The organism is Streptomyces xiamenensis (assembly GCF_000993785.3).
Taxonomy (GTDB): domain Bacteria; phylum Actinomycetota; class Actinomycetes; order Streptomycetales; family Streptomycetaceae; genus Streptomyces; species Streptomyces xiamenensis.
Genome location: NZ_CP009922.3, coordinates 1,544,778 through 1,563,163 on the forward strand (window position 1 = coordinate 1,544,778; position 18,386 = coordinate 1,563,163).

Sequence of the window (18,386 nt, forward strand, 5' to 3'; positions counted from 1 at the left end):
GGGCACCCCACGTGACCACCCTCTCCCCGCGCCGCACCGGCCGCCCAGGCATCGCCTGGGCGGTCCCGGGCCTGCTGTTCTTCGTCTTCTTCGCCGCCGCGCCCATGGTCATCGTCGGCTATCTGTCCTTCACCAACTGGGACGGCCTGTCCGACCCGTCCTGGAGCGGCACCGACAACTGGACCCGGCTGTGGAACGACGACGCCATGCGCCAGGCCATCGGCCTGAGCCTGCTGCTCACCCTCCTCACCTGGCTGTTCCAGACCCCGATCGCCCTGCTCCTGGGCGTGTGGGCGGCCGGCCGGCAGCGCAACCGCGCCGTGCTGTCCGCGATCTTCTTCCTGCCGCTGCTGGCTTCCTCCGTCGCGCTCGCCCTGCTCTGGAAGACGATCTTCGACCCGAACCTGGGGCTCAACGCCCAGATCGCCGAGTGGTTCAATCTCTCCTCGGCCGACCTGCTGGGCTCCCCGCGCGGCGCGTTCGCCGCCGTCCTGTTCGTCACCGCCTGGCAGTTCATCCCGCTGCACACGCTCATCTACCAGGGCGGGGCCCGTCAGATCCCGCAGTCCCTGTACGACGCGGCGTCCATCGACGGCGCCGGCACCGTACGCCAGTTCTTCGCCATCACGGTCCCCCAGCTGCGCAACACCATCGTCACCTCCACCGTGCTCATGGTGGTGGGCGCGCTCACCTACTTCGACACCATCCTGATCCTCACCCGCGGCGGCCCCGGTGACGCGACGACGATCGTGCCGTTCCTGATGTACCGCACCGGGTTCCAGGCGTTCGACCTCGGCTACGCGAGCGCCGTGGCCACCGCCCTGGTCATCACTGCCACCGCCGTCTCGCTGCTGCTGGTGCGGCTGACCGGCTTCAGCAAGATGCGCAGCACCCGGGAGGGGATATGAGCGGCACCGGCGACACGAGGAGCACCAGCCGCAGGCCGGCGGCCTGGCGCCGCGCCAATCTCCCGGCCGGGGCGGCGGCCGTCCTGTGGCTGGTGATCGTGGCCGTCCCGCTGTACATCCTGGTGGCGTCCACGGTGCAGAGCCGGAGCACCTACCTGGAGAACGGCCCGCTCTCGCTGCCCACCGAGTTCACCCTGGACAGCTACCGCCGGGTCCTGGAGGGCGACTTCCCGCGCTATCTCCTCAACACCCTGATCGTCACCGTCTCCTGCGCGGCCCTGGTCATCGTGCTGGCGGTGACCGTGGCCTACAGCGTCATCAGGACCCGCTCGCGGACCTCCCGGCGGATCTTCCAGCTGTTCCTGCTGGGCCTGGCGATCCCCTCCCAGGCGGTGATCATCCCCGTCTATCTGATGATCACCGAACTCCAGCTGTACGACACGCTGCTGGCGATCATCCTGCCCACCGCCGCCTTCTCGCTCCCGGTGAGCGTGCTGATCCTGGTCGGGTCGATGCGCGACATCGAGGAGGAGCAGTACGAGTCGATGGCGCTGGACGGCGCGAGCCCGGCCCGGGTGCTGTGGCAGCTCGTGGTGCCGATGACCCGCGGCGGCATCTCCACCGTCGGCGTGTTCTCCGCACTCGGCGCCTGGAACGGGTTCATGTTCCCGCTGATCCTCACCCAGTCGAGGGAGAACCGGGTGCTCACGCTCGGACTGTACGACTACATCGGCGAGTTCCGGGTGGACATCCCCGCCCTGCTGGCCGCCGTGGTGCTGTCCATCGTGCCCATCTTCACCGCCTATCTTTTCGCCCGCCGCCAGTTGATCAACGGCCTGATGGGCGTCGGCGGTCGCTGACCCTCGCGCGCAACCCTCCCCCCGTAAAGGAGCCCTGACCCTCATGGAGCACCAGCAGTGGCAGGACCCGTCCCGTCCGGCCGCCGAACGCGCCGCCGACCTCCTGGCCCGGCTGACCCTGGAGGAGAAGCTGGCCCAGCTGAGCAGCATCTGGCCCGGCTCGGACGGCGACGGTGAGGACGTGGCCCCGCTCCAGGGCTCGCTGACCGAGCCCGAGCTGGACCTGAACGCCCTGCTGCCGCACGGCCTGGGCCAGGTGACCCGCCCCTTCGGCACCAACCCGGTGGATCCGGCCGACCGCGCCCGCACGCTGGCGGACGACCAGCGCAAGGTCGTCGCCGCCAACCGGCACGGCATTCCGGCGCTCGCGCACGAGGAGTGCCTGACCGGGTTCACCGCCTGGCAGGCGACCGTGCTGCCCACCCCGCTGGCCTGGGGCGCCACCTTCCACCCCGAACTGGTGGAGGAGACCGCCCGGCTGATCGGCGACTCCATGCGCTCGGTGGGCATCCACCAGGGGCTCTCCCCGGTGCTGGACGTGGTGCGCGACCCGCGCTGGGGCCGCACCGAGGAGACCATCGGCGAGGACCCGTACCTGGTGTCCACCATCGCCACCGGGTACGTGCGGGGCCTGGAGTCGGCCGGCGTCGTCGCCACCCTCAAGCACTTCGCCGGGTACGCGTCCTCGCGCGGCGCCCGCAACCACGCCCCGGTGTCGATGGGCCCGCGCGAGCTGGCCGATGTGGTGCTGCCGCCGTTCGAGATGGCGCTGCGCGAGGGGGGCGCCCGCTCGGTGATGGCGACGTACGTCGACCTCGACGGGGTACCGGCCCACGGCGACGCCTGGCTGCTGACCCGGCTGCTGCGCGAGGAGTGGGGCTTCACCGGCACGGTGGTCTCCGACTACTTCGGCGTGACCTTCCTGGAGACCACGCACGGGGTGGCCGGCTCCCCGGCCGAGGCGGGCGCCCTGGCGCTGACGGCGGGCGTGGACGTGGAACTGCCGGCGGTACGGGCGTTCGGCCTGCCGCTGCTGAAGGCCGTACGGTCCGGCGAGGTCGACGAGGCCCTGGTGGACCGGGCGGCGCTGCGGGTGCTGACGCAGAAGGCCGAACTGGGGCTGCTGGACCCCGGCTGGTCCCCCGAACCGAGCGCTCTGGCCGACGGTTCCGGCACGGTGGATCTCGATCCGCCGCAGCTGCGCGCCGCCGCCCGCCGACTGGCCGAGGAGTCCGTCGTCCTGCTGGCCAACCCGCGTGGGGTGCTGCCGCTGGCGCCGACCGCCCGGATCGCGGTGACCGGCCCGTTCGCGGACGAGGTGGCGGCCATGCTCGGCTGCTACAGCTTCCCGCGCCATGTCGGGGTCGAACACCCCGAGCTGCCCCTGGGGGTTGAGGTGCCGACCCTGCTGGAGTCGCTGCGCGCCGAACTCCCCGACGCCGTGATCACCACGGAGGGGACGGACGGCGCGGAGGTCGTCGTGGTCGCGGTCGGCGACCGCTCGGGGCTGTTCGGACGCGGCACCTCGGGTGAGGGCTGCGACGCCGCCGATCTGGAACTGCCCGACGGGCAGGGCGCGTTGCTGGACGAGTTGCTGGCGGCCGAGGACGGCCCGCCGGTGGTCCTGGTGCTGTGCGCGGGGCGGCCGTACGCGCTGGGCCGCTGGGCGGACCGGCTGGCCGCGATCGTGCAGACGTTCTTCCCCGGCGAGGAGGGCGGCCCGGCGCTGGCCGGGGTGCTCTCCGGCCGGGTCAACCCCTCGGGGCGGCTGCCGGTCGGCGTGCCCGCGCTCCCGGGGGGCCAGCCCTGGACGTACCTCGCCCCGCCGCTCGGTCTGCTGGGCGACGCCAGCAACATCGACCCCACCCCGCTGTACCCCTTCGGGCACGGGCTGTCGTACACCTCCTTCGCGTGGGACGCGCCGTCGCTGTCCACCCGCACCACGGACACCGGCGGCGGCGCGGACGTCGAGATCACCGTCACCAATACGGGTGATCTCGCGGGCACCGAGGTGGTGCAGCTGTATCTGCACGATCCGGTCGCCGCGGTCGTCCGTCCCGTCAACCGGCTGATCGGCTTCGCCCGGGTGGAGCTGGCGGCCGGCGCCAGCGCCCGGGTGCGGTTCGCCTTCCACGCCGATCTGGCCGCGTACACCGTGGCCCCGGGCCGCCGCGTCACCGATCCCGGCGACCTCGAACTGCGGCTCGCCGCCTCCAGCGGCGACATCCGGCACCGGCTGCCGCTCACCCTCACCGGCCCCGAACGCGTCGTCGGACACGACCGGCGGCTGCGCTGCCCCGCGGAGGTGATCGCGGGCTGAGACACTGGCCCGGCGGCGCCGTACGGTCCTACGCTTGACGGTATGGGCTGGACGGTACGGGACATCCCGGATCTCAGGGGCCGCACCATCGTGGTGACCGGCGCCAACAGCGGGCTGGGCTATGTCACCGCCCGTGAGCTGGCGCGGCGCGGCGCGCATGTCGTGCTCGCCTGCCGGGACCGGCGGCGCGGCGCACAGGCGCTGGAACGGCTGCTGGGGCAGGTGCCCGAGGCGCGGGCGGAGCTGCGGCTGCTGGATCTGGGGGATCTGTCGTCGGTACGGGCGTTCGCCGCCGGGTTCGCGGATCAGCCGCTGGATGTGCTGATCAACAACGCGGGGCTGATGGCCGTGCCGTACGCGACGACCACGGACGGCTTCGAGACGCAGTTCGGGGTGAACCACCTGGGGCACTTCGCGCTCACCGGACTGCTGCTCGATCAGCTGCTGGCGACACCGGGCGCGCGGGTGGTGACGGTCTCCAGCCTGCTGCATCTGACCGGCCCCGGGGTGCTGGGCGAGGAGCGCCACTACCGGCGCTGGCGCGCCTACGGCCGCTCGAAGACCGCGAATCTGCTGTTCACGCATGAACTGGCGCGCCGGATCGAGGCGTCGGGTGCCGATCTGCTGGCCGCCGCCGTGCATCCGGGCTACTCGGAGACCGCGTTGCACGCCAAGGGGCCGCGGCTGGCGGGCAGCGGCACGGGCCGGCGCATCGCGCGCATCGGCAACCGGCTGTTCGCCACCGACCCGGAGGTGGGCGCCACCCCGACGCTGTACGCGGCGACCGCCCCCGATGTGAGCGCCGACTCGTTCACCGGGCCCAGCGTGATGGGCGTGCGGCGGCTGCGCGGCGGCCCCGGAGCCGGCTGGCGCGCGCCGTGGACCCGCCGCGACCGGCTGGCCGAGCGCCTGTGGGAACGCTCGGAGGAACTGACGGGCGTCCACTACGACGCCCTGCCACCGGTGCGGGCCGCGTCCGCGGACTGAGCGCGGCGCGGGCCCGGTCCCGCGCCGCCGCCGAACGGCGACCGGTTACGTCTGTGCGTCCCCCGCCGCGACGGTCACCGGCGGGAAGGCGTTCAGCAGCCGGGACACCCGGGCGTTTTCCGCCGTCAGGAACCGTCCGAAGTCCGCACCCGTCAGGTAGGAGTCCGTCCACCCGTTGTCCCGCAGCGCCCGCCGCCACTGCGGGGTGGCGTGCAGCGCGTCCAGGACCGCCGTCGTCCCGGCCAGGTCCCGCTCGCTCAGCCCTGGCGGGGCCAGCAGCCCGCGCCAGTTGGTGACCGCCAGGTCGAACCCGCTCTCCCGCAGCGTGGGCGCGTCGAGCCCCGCCAGCGGCCGCTCGCCGGTCACCGCGAGCACCCGCAGCTCCCCGGCGGCGATCGCGTGCCGGTACTCGCTGATCCCGCTCATGATGAAGTCCACACCGTGGCTGAGCAGCGCCGCCAGCAGCCCGCCGCCGCCGTCGTACACGGCCGACCGCACGTCATCGGGTGCGATCCCGGCCGCCTCGGCGGTCAGCATGAGCGCCAGGTGGTCGGGGCCGCCGGGGAGCGAACCGATGCCCGCCCGCAGGGCGCCGTCCCGCCAGGCGGACACGAGCGCGGCCAGCGTGCGGTACGGCGAGTCCGGCGCGACGATCACCGCCTCCGCCTCGTCCACCAGCCGCGCCACCGGCGTCGCGTCCGCGATCCGGGTCGGGTTGCGTTCGGCGTGGGTGGTGACGCTGCCCACCAGGCCCAGGCCCATCTGGAGCAGCAGCCGGTGGTTGCCCGCCTCGTGGACGAGCCGGGTCAGCGCGACGGTGCCCGAGCCGCCCGTCAGGTTGAAGACCTCCACCGCCTCCACCAGTTCGGCGTCGCTCAGGGTGACGGCCAGGGTGCGGGCGGTGTAGTCGTAGCCGCCGCCCGGGATGTTGGGCACCATGAGCCGCAGTTCGTGGTGCGGCACGGGGCCGCTCGCGGCGCAGCCGGCCGCGCCCACCGCCCCCAGCAGCAGGCCGCCGAGGGTGCCCGCGCCGCCCGCGAGCAGCGTCCTTCGCGTGGTACTCACCGCCCGCCCTTCCGCCCGTCGCCATTGAGGTACCTAGGATGCAACACCAGCGCATGTCCGAAGAAGGGAGGCGGAGCCAGTGATGTCGGTACGTGCCCGGCTGCCCCGCCTCACCCTCGCCGGACAGTTCCTGGTCCTGCAGCTGGGGCTGATCGTGGTGGTCCTCGGCGTCATCGCGGCGGTCACCGTCGCGCAGGCGGACGCCGAGTTCCGGCGGGCGGAGGGCGGCCGGCTGCTGAGCGTCGCCGAGACGGTCGCCGCCCAGGACGCGGTGCGGGTCGGCCTCTCCGACCCGCACCGCGAGGGCATCCTCCAGACGGCCGCCGAGAACGCCCGCAGCGTCTCCAGCGCCTCCACGGTGGAGATCACCGGCACCGACCGGATCGTGCTCACCGCCGCCGACCCGCGCCGGATCGGCACCGAGCTGCCGCTGGGCGGATCGCAGGTGCTCGGCGGCCGGTCCTGGATCGGCATCACCACCGCGGACGGCCACACCTCCCTGGTGGCGCACGTGCCCGTCTTCGGCGAGGACGGGCGGCTGCTGGGCATCGTCTCGGCCGGCCGCGACTACCAGAGCCTGACCGAGCGCATCGCCGCCGCCGCCCCGCAGATGCTCGCCTATCTCGGTATCGCCAGCGCGCTCGGCGCGCTCGGCTCCTACCTGCTGGCGCGCCGCATCAAGCGGCAGACCCTGGGCATGGAGCCGGAGGCCATCACCGCGCTCGCCGAACACCGCGAGGCCATGCTGCACGGCATCAAGGAGGGCGTGCTCGGCCTGGACCGGCAGGGCAGGGTCACCCTCGTCAACGACGCGGCCCGGGACCTGCTGCGACTGCCGGGCGACGCCCCGGGCCGTACCCTCGCCGACCTCGGTGTCGAGCCCCGGCTGCACGACGTGCTGACCGGCCGCTCTCCCGGGCACGACCAGGTAGTGTTCACTGCCGACCGGGTGCTGACCCTCAACCGGATGCCGCTGATCACCCGGGGCCAGTCCGCCGGGTCCGTGACCACCATGCGCGATCTGACCGAAATAGCCGCCCTCCAGCACCAGCTGGAGACCACCCGCAGCGCCACCGACACCCTGCGGGCCCAGGCACACGAGTTCTCCAACCATCTGCATGTCATCGCCGGACTCGTCGAACTGCGCGAGTACCCGGAAGTGGCCCGCTACGTCCGGGGGGTGAGCGGGGCGCACACCGAGCGGGCCGCCGAGGTCATCTCGAAGATCGCCGACCCGTCGCTGGCCGCGCTGCTCATCGCCAAGGCGTCGCTCGCCGCCGAGCAGGGCGCCGCCCTGCGGGTGACCGCCGACAGCGCGCTCGGCCCGGTCCCCGAGACCCTCGCCTCCGACCTGGTCACGGTCGTCGGCAACCTCGTGGACAACGCCCTGGACGCGGTGCGCGGCGCGGGCCGCGCCGGCTGGGTGGAAATCGCCCTCACCGAGACGGAAACGGAGGTCAGGCTCACGGTCACCGACTCGGGCCCCGGGGTGGCACCCGAACTCGCCGAGGAGATCTTCCGGCACGGCTTCACCACCAAGGCCACCGCCGCCGACGCGACCCGCGGTCTGGGCCTGGCCATCACCCGCCTGGTGTGCACCCGGCGCGGCGGGGCGGTCACCGTCGACGGGGCCGCGTTCACCGCCAGGCTGCCGCGCGACGCCGACCGCGAAGGAGCGGCCTCCTCATGATCAACGTGCTGGTCGTCGACGACGACTTCATGGTGGCCCGGCTGCACAGCAAGCTGGTGGAACGGGTTCCCGGCTTCACGGTCGTCGGGGAGGCCCGTACCGGCGCCGAGGCGCTCGCGCTGGTCGCCGCGCTGCGCCCCGACCTCGTCCTGCTGGACATCTACCTGCCCGACATGAGCGGCCTCGAGGTGCTGCGCGACCTGCGCGCCGACGAGGACTCGGACGTGGACGTGCTGGTCATCACCGCGGCCCGGGAGGCCGAGACGGTACGGGGCGCGCTGCGCGGCGGGGCGGTGCACTACATCATCAAGCCGTTCGACCCGCCGGTGCTGGCCGAGCGGCTGCGGGACTACGCGCGGCGGGCACAGGAGCTGGCGGCCATCGCCGTGCCCGGACAGGACGACGTGGACCGGGTGTTCGGCGCCGGAGCCTCCCGTACCCCGCCCCGGCTGCCCAAGGGGCTCTCCGAACAGACGGCCGAGCTCATCCGGGGCACCCTCGCCGCGCTGGACCCGGCGCAGGACCTGTCGGCGGCCGAGTGCGCCGTCCGCAGCGGTCTGTCACGGGTGAGCGCGCGCCGCTACCTCGAATACTTCGTCTCCACCCGGCAGGTGGGGGTGCGGCTGCGGTACGGGGCGACCGGCCGCCCCGAACGGCGCTACCACTGGTCGGCGCCCAGCGCGTGAGTGGGCAGCAGTTCGGTGCCGAGCGGAGTGAGGGTGTGCAGCACCTCGTTGCCGCGCCGCACCGACAACACCAGCCCCGCCTCGCGCAGGACGCCGGCGTGCTCACTGGCGGAGGCGGCGGATATCCCGGCGCGCCGGGCGAGATCGCCGGTCGTGGCGCCGTGCCCGACGCAGCGCAGCACCCGGGCGCGGGTGGCGCCGATCAGCCGCCCCAGCGCGGCGCTGCCGGGCAGGGTCGACACGGTGTGCTGGATCGGGTACACCAGCACCGGATTGGGGCCGTCGTCGTAGAACGTCACCGGGTGGCGCCAGCAGAAGAAGGACGGGATGAGCAGCAACCCGCGCCCGTCGAGACGCAGTTCGCGCGGGACGGGGTAGTCCGCCTCCAGGACGGGTGACTCCCAGCGCAGCACGGGACGCAGCCCGTGCAGCAGCCCTTCGATGCCGCCGGAGGTCAGATGCCGGATCCGCAGCGCGCGGTCGGCGTCCACCTGGGTCTGGACGGCGGACCAGATACCGGGCGGGGCGACGGCGGACCGGTAGTAGCGGTCGAGGTCACCGGCGACCTTGTCGAGCGTCTCCCGCTCTCCGTCGGCCAGTTCCCGTACCCAGCCGGGCAGCGCGACGGCGGACTCGGCGTCGAGCGTGAGCATCTCGGCCCGCAACTGCCGCCGGGGCGTGGAGCGCAGCCGGTCGACCCGCTCCTCCCAGTCGGCACCGGCGGTGACCGGGGTCAGGAAGTCCGGGAAGTAACCGCCGAGCGGGATGAGTGCCCGCAGGGTGTGCGGCAGTGCCCGTAAGCGCCCCCGCACCTGCCCTCGCCACCGTCCGTACGAGGCCGGTCCGCGCCGGTCCCGGAAACGGAGCGAGCTGAGGACGGTCTCCCACATCGGATCCGGCCGGTCCGCCAGGCGTATCCGGGCCAGGTCCTCCCCCGTGACATGGATGCGCAGCAACGAGCACCTCCCAGGCGTGTGACCTTGGTTTTTCAGCGTACGCCGAAATGATTGGCCGCACCGGTGCTCCGTCCACGAAGGTAGGGGTGCTCGGCGCCTCGGGGGACGGGGGGATCAGCGAACGGCCTTGAGCGGCCTCCGCTGCTGACCAAGCCGCTTTCCTCGGCGGCGACCCCCGACCGCGCCGGGCTCATTCACGTGGGTGTGTCACGAACGTGTCCTGGGGCATGGTGTGGTGCAACCGGGGCAGCCGGGTTGATGTCCGCAGAGACAGCAGCCCCGCTCGCACGAGCGGGGACCCCCACCCCCAGAGGACAAGAGCAATGCGCGTTCGGAAGATCTCGGTGTTGGCCATCGCCGCGGTGGCGGCCTGTCTGGCGCTGACGGCCTGCGACAGTGATGACACCGAGGGCGCCTCCTCGTCCGGGGCCGACTCCTCGGTGGACGCCCCCAAGGATCCCGCGCAGAGCTGTACGGACCAGTTCGACTACGCGGGGGACTCGCGTTCCAACGCCGAGATCAACACCATCGGCGAGGAGACCGGCACCTGCCCCGAGCCCGAGGGAACCGAAGGCGCCGAGGCCGGGGACGACGCCGGGGACGGCACCCCCAAGGAGCCCGGCCTCAGCTGCACCGACCAGATCAACTACGCGGAGGACCCCCGCTCCAACGCCGAGATCAACACCATCGGCGAGGAAACCGGCACCTGCCCGCCGGTCGAGTAGGCGTACGGGGGGCGGCGTTTCCCCGGAGCGCCTCGCGGGTGAACCGCCCCGGGCCGTGTGCCCACCGCGGACGCCCGCCCCGGTGCCCGTCGCCGGTGGACGACGCACGACGCCGGTGAACAGGCCCGGGAACACGGCAAAGGGGGGCGGCGCCTCCGCACAGGCGCCGCCCCCGGGGTCCCCGTGAGGGGCCGGGACCTTCCGCCGGGTGAGGGTCGGGGTGGCGGACGTCCCGGTGGCTCCGGCGTCGCTAGGCGCGCGCCGTCGCCGCCCGGCCTGCTTCCAGGCGGGCCACGGGGATGCGGAAGGGCGAGCAGGACACGTAGTCCAGGCCCACCTCGTCGAAGAAGTGCACCGACTCGGGGTCGCCGCCGTGTTCGCCGCACACGCCAAGCTTCAGGTCCGGGCGGGCGGCCCGGCCGGCGCGGGCCGCGGTGCGCACGAGGGCGCCGACGCCGTCCCGGTCGATCGTCTCGAACGGCGAGACGCCGAAGATCCCCTTCTCCAGGTAGGCGGAGAAGAAGCTCGCCTCCACGTCGTCCCGGGAGAAGCCCCATACGGTCTGGGTCAGATCGTTGGTGCCGAAGGAGAAGAAGTCGGCGGACCCGGCGATCTGACCCGCCGTCAGTGCCGCCCGGGGCAGCTCGATCATCGTGCCAAGCGACAGGGACAGTTCCGTCCCGCGGGCCTTCTCCACCCGGGCGATCTCGCGTTCGGCCTCGTCCCGCACGATCTCCAGTTCCTGGACCGTGCCCACCAGCGGGATCATGATCTCCGCGTGCGGGTCCCCGCCGGCCGCCCGGCGGTCGGACGCGGCCTCGGCGATGGCACGTACCTGCATGGTGAACAGGCCGGGTACGACGAGCCCCAGCCGGACGCCGCGCAGCCCCAGCATGGGGTTCTGCTCGTGCAGCCGCTGCACGGCCGGCAGCAGCGCCCGGTCGTGCGGGTCGTCCCCGGTGGCCACCCGTACCGAGAGCTCGGTGAGGTCGGGGAGGAACTCGTGCAGTGGCGGGTCCAGCAGCCGGACGGTCACCGGCAGGCCGTCCATCGCCTCGAAGAGCTCGGTGAAGTCGCCCCGCTGCAACGGCAGCAGCGCCGCCAGCGCCGCTTCCCGGTCCGCGTCCGAGGTGGCCAGGATGAGCCGTTCCACCATGTCCCGGCGCTCGCCCAGGAACATGTGCTCGGTACGGCACAGCCCGATGCCCTGCGCGCCGAACCGCCGGGCGCGGGCCGCGTCCTGGGTGGTGTCGGCGTTGGCGCGCACACCCAGGCGCCGTACGCGGTCGGCGTACCGCATGATCCGGTCCACCGAGCGGACCAGGTCGTCGTCGTCCGCGCCCGTGCCGTGCTCGAAGTAGTCGACGACGGCGGACGGTACGACCGGGACCCGGCCGCGGTGCACGGTGCCACTGGTGCCGTCGATCGAGAGGATTTCGCCCTCCTCGATCACCCTGCCGTCCGCCGTGGTGAAGCGGCGCCGCCCGGTGTCGACGTCGAGCCCTTCGGCGCCGCAGACGCAGGTCTTGCCCATGCCCCGGGCGACCACCGCCGCGTGCGAGGTCTTGCCGCCCCGCGAGGTCAGGATGCCCGCCGCGGCCAGCATCCCGTCCAGGTCATCGGGGTTGGTCTCGCGGCGCACCAGGATGACGGCCTCGCCGCGCGCCGCCCGTTCCACCGCCGTCGCGGAGTCGAAGACGGCCGCGCCGACCGCCGCGCCGGGGGAGGCGGCGATGCCCTTGCCCAGCACGTCGGTCTCCGCCGCCGAGACATCGAAACGGGGGAACATCAGCTGGGCCAGCTGGTTCCCGGTCACCCGGCGCAGTGCCTCGCGCTCGTCGATCAGGCCCTGGTCCAGCAGTTGGGTGGCGATCCGGAAGGCCGCCGCCGCGGTCCGCTTGCCGACCCGGGTCTGGAGCATCCACAGGGTGCCGCGCTCGATGGTGAACTCGATGTCGCACAGGTCGAGGTAGTGGTTCTCCAGCACCTCCATGATGTGCAGCAGCCCGGTGTACGAGGCGGCGTCCAGGCGTTCGAGGTCGGCGAGCGGCACGGTGTTGCGGATGCCCGCCACCACGTCCTCGCCCTGGGCGTTGGGGAGGTAGTCGCCGTACACGCCCTGGTGTCCGGTGGCCGGGTCACGGGTGAAGGCGACGCCGGTGCCGGAGTCGGGGCCGAGGTTGCCGAAGACCATCGCGCAGATGGTGACGGCGGTGCCCAGGTCGTGCGGGATGCGTTCCTGGCGGCGGTAGAGGCGGGCCCGGTCGCCGTTCCAGGAGGCGAAGACGGCGCGCACGGCGAGGTCCATCTGGGTGCGCGGATCCTGCGGGAAGTCCCGGCCGGTCCGCTCCCGCACGATGGACTTGAACGTGTCCACCAGAGAGCGGAGTTCGCCCGCCCCCAGGTCGACGTCCGTGGCGGCGTCCGCCGCCCGGCGGGCGTCCTCCAGCGCCGATTCGAAGAGTTCGCCGTCGATGCCGAGCACCGTCTTGCCGAACATCTGGATGAGCCGCCGGTAGGAGTCCCAGGCGAAACGTTCATCCCCGGCCTGGGCCGCCAGCGCGTCCACCGAGGCGTCCGACAGTCCGATGTTGAGGACGGTGTCCATCATCCCGGGCATCGAGAACTTGGCCCCCGAGCGCACCGACACCAGCAGCGGATCCGCCCCTTGCCCGAGCCGCTTGCCCATCCGCCGCTCCAGCGCGTCGAGGTGCGCACGCACCTCGTCGCGCAGGCCGGCCGGTTCCGTGCCGTTCGCCAGGTAGGCGCGGCACGCCTCGGTGGTGATGGTGAAGCCGGGCGGGACGGGGAGCCCCAGCCGGGTCATCTCGGCCAGGTTGGCGCCCTTGCCACCGAGCAGATCCTTCAGGTCCTTGTTGCCTTCGGCGAAGTCGTAGACCAGCTTCGCCGGCTGCGTGGGAGGGACGGACGGTGGAGATATGGAGGGTGGTTCCACGGTCTGCGTCACGAGACTCGACTCCTCTGAGGGACCCCCGGACGGGATCCGGGGGGTGGTGCTGTCTGCCCTGACAGCGGGAGAGTACCCCGGCGAACGCTCATCTGAGCGTTACTTCCATCATAAGTGGGGAACTCCGCGCGCACAAAAGCTGGATATATGCCTGCAAGCAGCGCAAAGAACCCCGGAGAGAAGGGGAAAGATTAGGTAAAGAGGAGCAGAGGAACGCGCCGCCGTGACCGGCCGGGCGTTCCGTCAACGACCGGTCAGCGACCCGGAACGAACGGCGGCGCGGCAGGTCCCGACGGCACGGCCGGCAGGCCCTCCGCATGCGGCGACTCCCGTACGTCCGGCGCCTCCGGCGCGGCCGGTGCCCCCGGTGCGGCCGGCGCGCCCCGCACCTCCGCCCGGGCCGCCAGCCGCGCGTCCGCACGGTCCGGCGCGTACAGATGCTCCACCACCATCGCGCCCGCGCCCGCCAGACCCGCGTGGTCCCCCAGCCGGCCCGTCACCACCTGGAGTTCCGCCGTGGTCCGCGGCATCGCCCGCTGGTACAGCAGCTCCCGCACCCCGGTCAGGAACGGCGGCCCCGCCAGATCCCCGGCGATCACCAGCACCCCGGGATTCAGCAGCGTCACGACGGTGGCCAGCACCTCCCCGACCTGCCGCCCGGCCGCCCGCGCCAGCCGCACCGCGTCCGGCTGCCCGATCGCCAGTTGGTCGCGCACCCCGGACCCCGAGGCCGTCGGTACCCCGGCCGCCGTGAGCTGCTCCGCCAGCGCCCGGCCACTGGCCACCGCCGCCAGACAGCCGTACGAACCGCACCGGCACAGCGCGTCCGGGAACCCGCTCAGCCGGATGTGCCCGATGTCCCCGGCACCGCCGTCGATGCCCCGGTACATCTCACCGTCGACCACCACCCCGGCGCCGATCCCGGTGGACACCTTGACCAGCAGAAACGCCGAGCAGTCCGGGAACCCCAGGCGCTGCTCGGCGTACGCCATCACATTGGCGTCGTTCTCTATCAGGACGGGCAGCCCGTCCTCGCCCTCGGCCGCACCGCCACCCGTGTGGCGCAGCAGGGCCGCGCGCAGGGCCTCGCGCACCGGGAAGCCGTCCCACCCGGGCATCATCGGCGGCTGGACGATCTCCCCCGAGGCGAAGTCCACCGGCCCGGGCACCGAGAGCCCGACCCCGCAGACCTTCTCCATGCCAGTGCCGGCCTTCGTCAGCAGCTCCGCGAACCAGGCCCCGAGCCGGTCGAGGACCACCGCGGGCCCGTCGTCGATCAGCAGCCGCCCCGCGTGCTCGGCGAGCACCTCGCCGCTCAGGTCCAGCACGGCCACGCGGGCGTTCCGCGTCTCCAGGTCGGCAACCAGGACCACCGCGTGCGACCCGTCGAACTCCAGTCGGACCGCCGGGCGCCCGCCGGTCGGATCCGCCACCGGATCACCGGCGTGCTCGCGCACCCAGCCGGCCCGGAACAGCTGATCGAGGCGGGCGGAGACGGTGGACCGTGACAGTCCCGTCACCCGCTGCAGTTCTCCCCGGGTGCCCGCCTGCCCCCGGCGGATCAACCGGAGCAGATGCCCGGCGCTCGCCTGGTTCATGGGCTTGGGCTGGTTCATGGGCACCGGTCCATCTCCGGTCGCGATCTGATGACGTTCGCCACTTCATCTTGTGATGGAGATATTACAGCGCTACTTTTGCGTGTTAAGTAGACGTAACTCTACGGTGTCATCGACAAAAACGGTGGCCCCGAACCTGCTTCCGGAGTTCACGTGGAACGAGCCGAACAGACCAGCACCCTCCACCCCCTCACCCCCGACGCGATCAGCGCCTACGACGGTGCCTGCCACGTACTCCTCGACAACTGGACCGGCTCCTCCACCATCCCCTCGCACAGCCTCTACCCGCACCAGTGGAGCTGGGACTCCGGCTTCATCGCCATCGGCCAGCGGCACCTGTCCCCGCTGCGCGCCCAGCAAGAGCTGGAAACCCTGCTCGCCGCCCAGTGGGGGGACGGCCGCATCCCGCACATCGTGTTCCACCCCGAGGTGCCCCTCGCCGCCTACTTCCCCAGCCCGGACTTCTGGCGCAGCACCACCGCGGGGCGCGGCGCGGGAGCCGGCGCCCCGACCGCCCCCGAGACCTCCGGCATCGTCCAGCCGCCCATCCACGCGCTCGCCGCCTGGCTGGTGCACCAGGCCGACCCCGACACCTCGCAGCGGCGCGGCTTCCTCGTGCGCGTCTACCCCAAGCTGGCCGCCTGGCAGCGCTACCTCACCGAGCGCCGCGACCTCGGCGGGCACGGCCTGGCCTCGATCGTCCATCCGTGGGAATCCGGCATGGACAACAGCCCCAGCTGGGACCAGCCGCTGGCCGCCGTCCCACCCGCCGCCCCCGGCTCCTTCACCCGCGCCGACCTCGCCCACGGCGCGCCCTGCGACCGGCCGACGGATCTCGACTACCGCAAGTACGTACGGCTCGCCCTCGACTACCGCGACCACGGGTACCGCGACGATCTCGCCCCGCACCCCTTCGCCGTCGAGGACCCGGCCTTCAACGCCCTGCTCATCGCCTCCGAGCACGCGCTCGCCGAGATCGCGATGGAGATCGGCGAGGACTCCTCCGCCCACCTGGTGCGCGCCGAGGAGTGCACCGCGGCGCTGCGCGAGCGGCTGTGGGACGAGGACGCCGGGCAGTTCTTCAGCTTCGACGTACGCGCCGGGTCACGGGTGCGCGAACGCAGCGCGGCCGGGCTGATCCCGCTGATCGTGCCGGGGCTGCCCGCCCCGGTCGCCCGGGCGCTGATCGACACGCTCACCGGGCCGCACTTCGGCCTCGGCGACATCACCGCCATGGCGCCCAGCTACGCGCTGACCGGCGCCGCCTTCGACGCCAGCCGCTACTGGCGCGGCCCGGCCTGGTTCAACGTCAACTGGCTGCTGGAACGCGGGCTGCGCAGGTACGGGCAGCCACGCCGCGCCGCCGCGCTGCGCGCCGCCATGCTGCGGGCCGCCGTCGCGTCGGACTTCACCGAGTACGTGGACCCGTACACGGGCGCGGCCCGCGGCAGCCGCGACTTCGGCTGGACGGCCGCGCTCACCATCGATCTGCTGGCCCAGGGCGCCACCGACAGCCTGGCCACCGGCGCCACCGGCACGACCGGCTCCATCAGCTCCACCAGCACTGCCACCACCACATCAACCGAGCATTCCGAGCCACAGGCCGCAGGGGGGCTTCGTGACCACCACCACGCACCACAAACAGCTCGTCCATGACGGGACCTTCGCGGCGGTGGGCCCCTCGGGGGACATCACCGGCGAACGCGGTGCCTGGCCGGACGGCCTGTTCGCGCGGGACGCCCGGCACCTCAGCCGCTGGCAGCTGACGATCGACGGCAGCACCCCGACCGTCCTGGTCCCCGCCTCCGACGACCTGACCGCCACCGCCACCACCGTGGTCACCCGCCCGGGCAGCCGGGCGGAGGCGCCGGCCCACACCGTCTTCCGGCAGCAGACCGTCTCCACCGCCGCGCTGACCGAGCGGCTGCGGCTGCGCAGCAACCGGGGCGAGGAATCCACCGTCTTACTCGCGCTCACCGTGGACGCCGACTTCGCCGACCAGTTCGAGCTGCGCTCCGATCACCGCTGGTACGAGAAGCCGCACGCGGTGCGTACCCGTCAGGCGTTGCCGGACGGCGTCGAGTTCGGCTACCGGCGGCGCGACTGGGAGGCCCGCACGGTGGTCACCACCGAACCGGCCCCCGACGCCGTCGAGGAGACCGGCAGCGGCGCGCGCCGGCTGTGCTGGGTGCTGCGGCTCCCGCCGCACGGCACCGCGGAGCTGCTGCTGCGGGTCACCGCCCATCCGCACGTGGCGCCGGAGCCGGTGCCCGCCGCCGTCGTCCCGCAGCCGGCGGCGCCGGAGGACGGCGCACCGCGCGGCGTGGCCCCGTCCGGCTGGCCGGAGCTGGACCGGGCCTGCGAGCGCGGGCTCGCCGACCTCGACGGGCTGCGGATGGCCGCCACCGGACCGGAGGGCGAAACGGTTCACGTACCGGCCGCCGGGGTGCCGTGGTTCCTGACCCTGCTGGGGCGGCACGCCCTGATCACCTCCCTCTTCGCCCTCCGCGACCGCCCGGAGCTGGCCCGGGGCACGCTGCTGGCGCTCGCCGCCGCCCAGGCCCGCGAGGCCGACCCGGCGCGCATCGCGCAGCCGGGCAAGATCGTCCACGAGGTGCGCCACGGGGAGCTGGCCCACTTCCGGCAGGTGCCCTACGACCGCTACTACGGCTCGGTCGACAGCACCCCGCTCTTCTTGGTGCTGCTCGACGCGTACGCCGTCGCACACGGTCCGGAGCTGGCCCGCCGCCTGGAGCCGCACGCCCGTGCCGCGGTGCGCTGGATGCTGACGGACGGCGGCCTGGAGGAGCACGGCTACCTGCGCTACCGGGCCGACGAGGGCGGGCTCGCCAACCAGAGCTGGAAGGATTCGGCCCGCGCGATCTGCTTCACGGACGGTTCCCCGGCCAAGGGCGTGATCAGCGCGGCCACCGCACAGGGATACGCGTTCGACGCGCTGACCCGTACCGCGGGCCTGGCCCGTACGGTGTGGGGCGACGCAGGCTACGCGGACGGGCTCCAGGAGCGGGCCGACCAACTGAGGAACCGTTTTCTCAACGACTTCTGGCTGCCGGCCGACCGCTTCCCCGCCCTCGCGCTGGACGGCATCGGCCGCCGCGCGGACGCCCTGGGCTCGGACGCGGGCCATCTGCTGTGGTCCGGCATCCTGGACCAGGACCGGGCCGAGGCCGTCGCCCGCCGGCTGCTGTCCCCCGACTTCTTCTCCGGCTGGGGCATCCGCACCGTGGCCGCCGGCCAGGGCGCGTACCACCCGCTGTCCTACCACCGCGGCGGCGTGTGGCCGCACGACAACGCCATCGCCGCGCTCGGCCTGGCCCGGTACGGGCTGCACGAGCAGGCCCGTACGGTGGCCGGCGCGATCGTGGACGTGGCGGCGCGCAGCGGGTGGCGGCTGGCCGAGGTGATCGCCGGGTACGACCGCGAGGACCGGCTCGGCCCGGTGCCCTACCCGCACGCCTGCTCGCCGCAGGCCTGGTCGGCGGCGGCACCCCTGGCGCTGCGCACGGCGGTCGGCGCGGCGACGCCGGCCGTACGCGAGCCGGCCGCGGCCGCACAAACCGGGTGACGGCCGGGTCCGCGCCGTG

General features: G+C 73.2%; 13 protein-coding genes. 9 read left to right on the top strand and 4 right to left on the bottom strand.

Annotation, left to right across the window (positions count from 1 at the left end; translation table 11 throughout):
* Nucleotides 1-11: 11 nt before the first annotated feature.
* From SXIM_RS07085 to SXIM_RS07100, 4 genes are read left to right on the top strand one after another with little or no spacing between them, the layout of a single operon-like run.
* Complete coding sequence (locus tag SXIM_RS07085) at nt 12-908, top strand: carbohydrate ABC transporter permease (protein ID WP_030725945.1); 897 nt, start codon at nt 12-14, stop codon at nt 906-908.
* Nucleotides 905-1,768, top strand: coding sequence for a carbohydrate ABC transporter permease (locus SXIM_RS07090; protein ID WP_030725941.1), 864 nt, complete (start codon nt 905-907; stop codon nt 1,766-1,768). Before SXIM_RS07085 ends, SXIM_RS07090 begins: the two co-directional genes overlap by 4 nt.
* A 43-nt stretch (nt 1,769-1,811) precedes the next feature.
* Complete coding sequence (locus SXIM_RS07095; protein ID WP_030725938.1) at nt 1,812-4,088, top strand: beta-xylosidase/alpha-l-arabinosidase; 2,277 nt, start codon at nt 1,812-1,814, stop codon at nt 4,086-4,088.
* A gap of 42 nt (nt 4,089-4,130) precedes the next feature.
* Nucleotides 4,131-5,075, top strand: a complete 945-nt coding sequence (locus tag SXIM_RS07100) for an oxidoreductase (RefSeq protein ID WP_046723302.1) — start codon at nt 4,131-4,133, stop codon at nt 5,073-5,075.
* A 45-nt stretch (nt 5,076-5,120) separates the two neighbouring features.
* Here SXIM_RS07100 and SXIM_RS07105 read toward each other — a convergent pair whose 3' ends face one another.
* Nucleotides 5,121-6,140, bottom strand: a complete 1,020-nt coding sequence (locus tag SXIM_RS07105; RefSeq protein WP_030725935.1) for a Bug family tripartite tricarboxylate transporter substrate binding protein — start codon at nt 6,138-6,140, stop codon at nt 5,121-5,123.
* Nucleotides 6,141-6,222: 82 nt separating this feature from the next.
* Here SXIM_RS07105 and SXIM_RS07110 point away from each other — a divergent pair, with 82 nt between their 5' ends.
* Both SXIM_RS07110 and SXIM_RS07115 read left to right on the top strand, forming a co-directional pair.
* Nucleotides 6,223-7,830: an ATP-binding protein gene (locus SXIM_RS07110; protein WP_030725932.1), complete on the top strand. Its 1,608-nt coding sequence runs from the start codon at nt 6,223-6,225 to the stop codon at nt 7,828-7,830.
* Complete coding sequence (locus SXIM_RS07115) at nt 7,827-8,516, top strand: response regulator (protein WP_030725929.1); 690 nt, start codon at nt 7,827-7,829, stop codon at nt 8,514-8,516. The genes SXIM_RS07110 and SXIM_RS07115 overlap by 4 nt, the downstream gene beginning before the upstream one ends.
* On the opposite strand, the gene SXIM_RS07120 is transcribed toward SXIM_RS07115, so the two are convergent.
* Complete coding sequence (locus SXIM_RS07120) at nt 8,489-9,472, bottom strand: ArsR/SmtB family transcription factor (RefSeq protein ID WP_030725927.1); 984 nt, start codon at nt 9,470-9,472, stop codon at nt 8,489-8,491. The two genes, SXIM_RS07115 and SXIM_RS07120, sit on opposite strands and share 28 nt — an antisense overlap.
* Nucleotides 9,473-9,795: 323 nt before the next feature.
* Between SXIM_RS07120 and SXIM_RS07125 the strand changes: the two genes are divergently transcribed.
* A complete protein-coding gene (locus tag SXIM_RS07125) occupies nt 9,796-10,197 on the top strand; it encodes a hypothetical protein (RefSeq protein WP_046723304.1) in 402 nt (133 codons plus the stop codon).
* 250 nt (nt 10,198-10,447) lie between these two features.
* Here the strand turns inward: SXIM_RS07125 and ppdK are convergent, their stop codons facing one another.
* Together ppdK and SXIM_RS07135 are read right to left on the bottom strand one after the other, a co-directional pair.
* Nucleotides 10,448-13,153: a pyruvate, phosphate dikinase gene (gene ppdK, locus SXIM_RS07130; protein ID WP_246156960.1), complete on the bottom strand. Its 2,706-nt coding sequence runs from the start codon at nt 13,151-13,153 to the stop codon at nt 10,448-10,450.
* Between the two features lie 266 nt (nt 13,154-13,419).
* On the bottom strand, nt 13,420-14,781 hold the full coding sequence (locus SXIM_RS07135; protein ID WP_234306724.1) for an ROK family transcriptional regulator: 1,362 nt from the start codon (nt 14,779-14,781) through the stop codon (nt 13,420-13,422).
* Between the two features lie 153 nt (nt 14,782-14,934).
* Here SXIM_RS07135 and SXIM_RS07140 point away from each other — a divergent pair, with 153 nt between their 5' ends.
* Together SXIM_RS07140 and SXIM_RS07145 are read left to right on the top strand one after the other, a co-directional pair.
* Nucleotides 14,935-16,437 (top strand): MGH1-like glycoside hydrolase domain-containing protein, encoded by a 1,503-nt coding sequence (locus tag SXIM_RS07140; protein ID WP_030725920.1) that lies wholly within the window; start codon nt 14,935-14,937, stop codon nt 16,435-16,437.
* Nucleotides 16,400-18,367: an amylo-alpha-1,6-glucosidase gene (locus tag SXIM_RS07145; protein ID WP_046723306.1), complete on the top strand. Its 1,968-nt coding sequence runs from the start codon at nt 16,400-16,402 to the stop codon at nt 18,365-18,367. Before SXIM_RS07140 ends, SXIM_RS07145 begins: the two co-directional genes overlap by 38 nt.
* Nucleotides 18,368-18,386: the final 19 nt, after the last annotated feature.

What these genes read in the sequence shown, in the direction of transcription:
- SXIM_RS07090 (WP_030725941.1), top strand. Translation starts at nt 905, where the DNA reads ATGAGCGGCACCGGCGACACGAGGAGCACCAGCCGCAGGCCGGCGGCC.
- SXIM_RS07095 (WP_030725938.1), top strand. Translation starts at nt 1,812, where the DNA reads ATGGAGCACCAGCAGTGGCAGGACCCGTCCCGTCCGGCCGCCGAACGC.
- SXIM_RS07100 (WP_046723302.1), top strand. Translation starts at nt 4,131, where the DNA reads ATGGGCTGGACGGTACGGGACATCCCGGATCTCAGGGGCCGCACCATC.
- SXIM_RS07110 (WP_030725932.1), top strand. Translation starts at nt 6,223, where the DNA reads ATGTCGGTACGTGCCCGGCTGCCCCGCCTCACCCTCGCCGGACAGTTC.
- SXIM_RS07115 (WP_030725929.1), top strand. Translation starts at nt 7,827, where the DNA reads ATGATCAACGTGCTGGTCGTCGACGACGACTTCATGGTGGCCCGGCTG.
- SXIM_RS07125 (WP_046723304.1), top strand. Translation starts at nt 9,796, where the DNA reads ATGCGCGTTCGGAAGATCTCGGTGTTGGCCATCGCCGCGGTGGCGGCC.
- SXIM_RS07135 (WP_234306724.1), bottom strand. Translation starts at nt 14,781, where the DNA reads ATGAACCAGCCCAAGCCCATGAACCAGGCGAGCGCCGGGCATCTGCTC.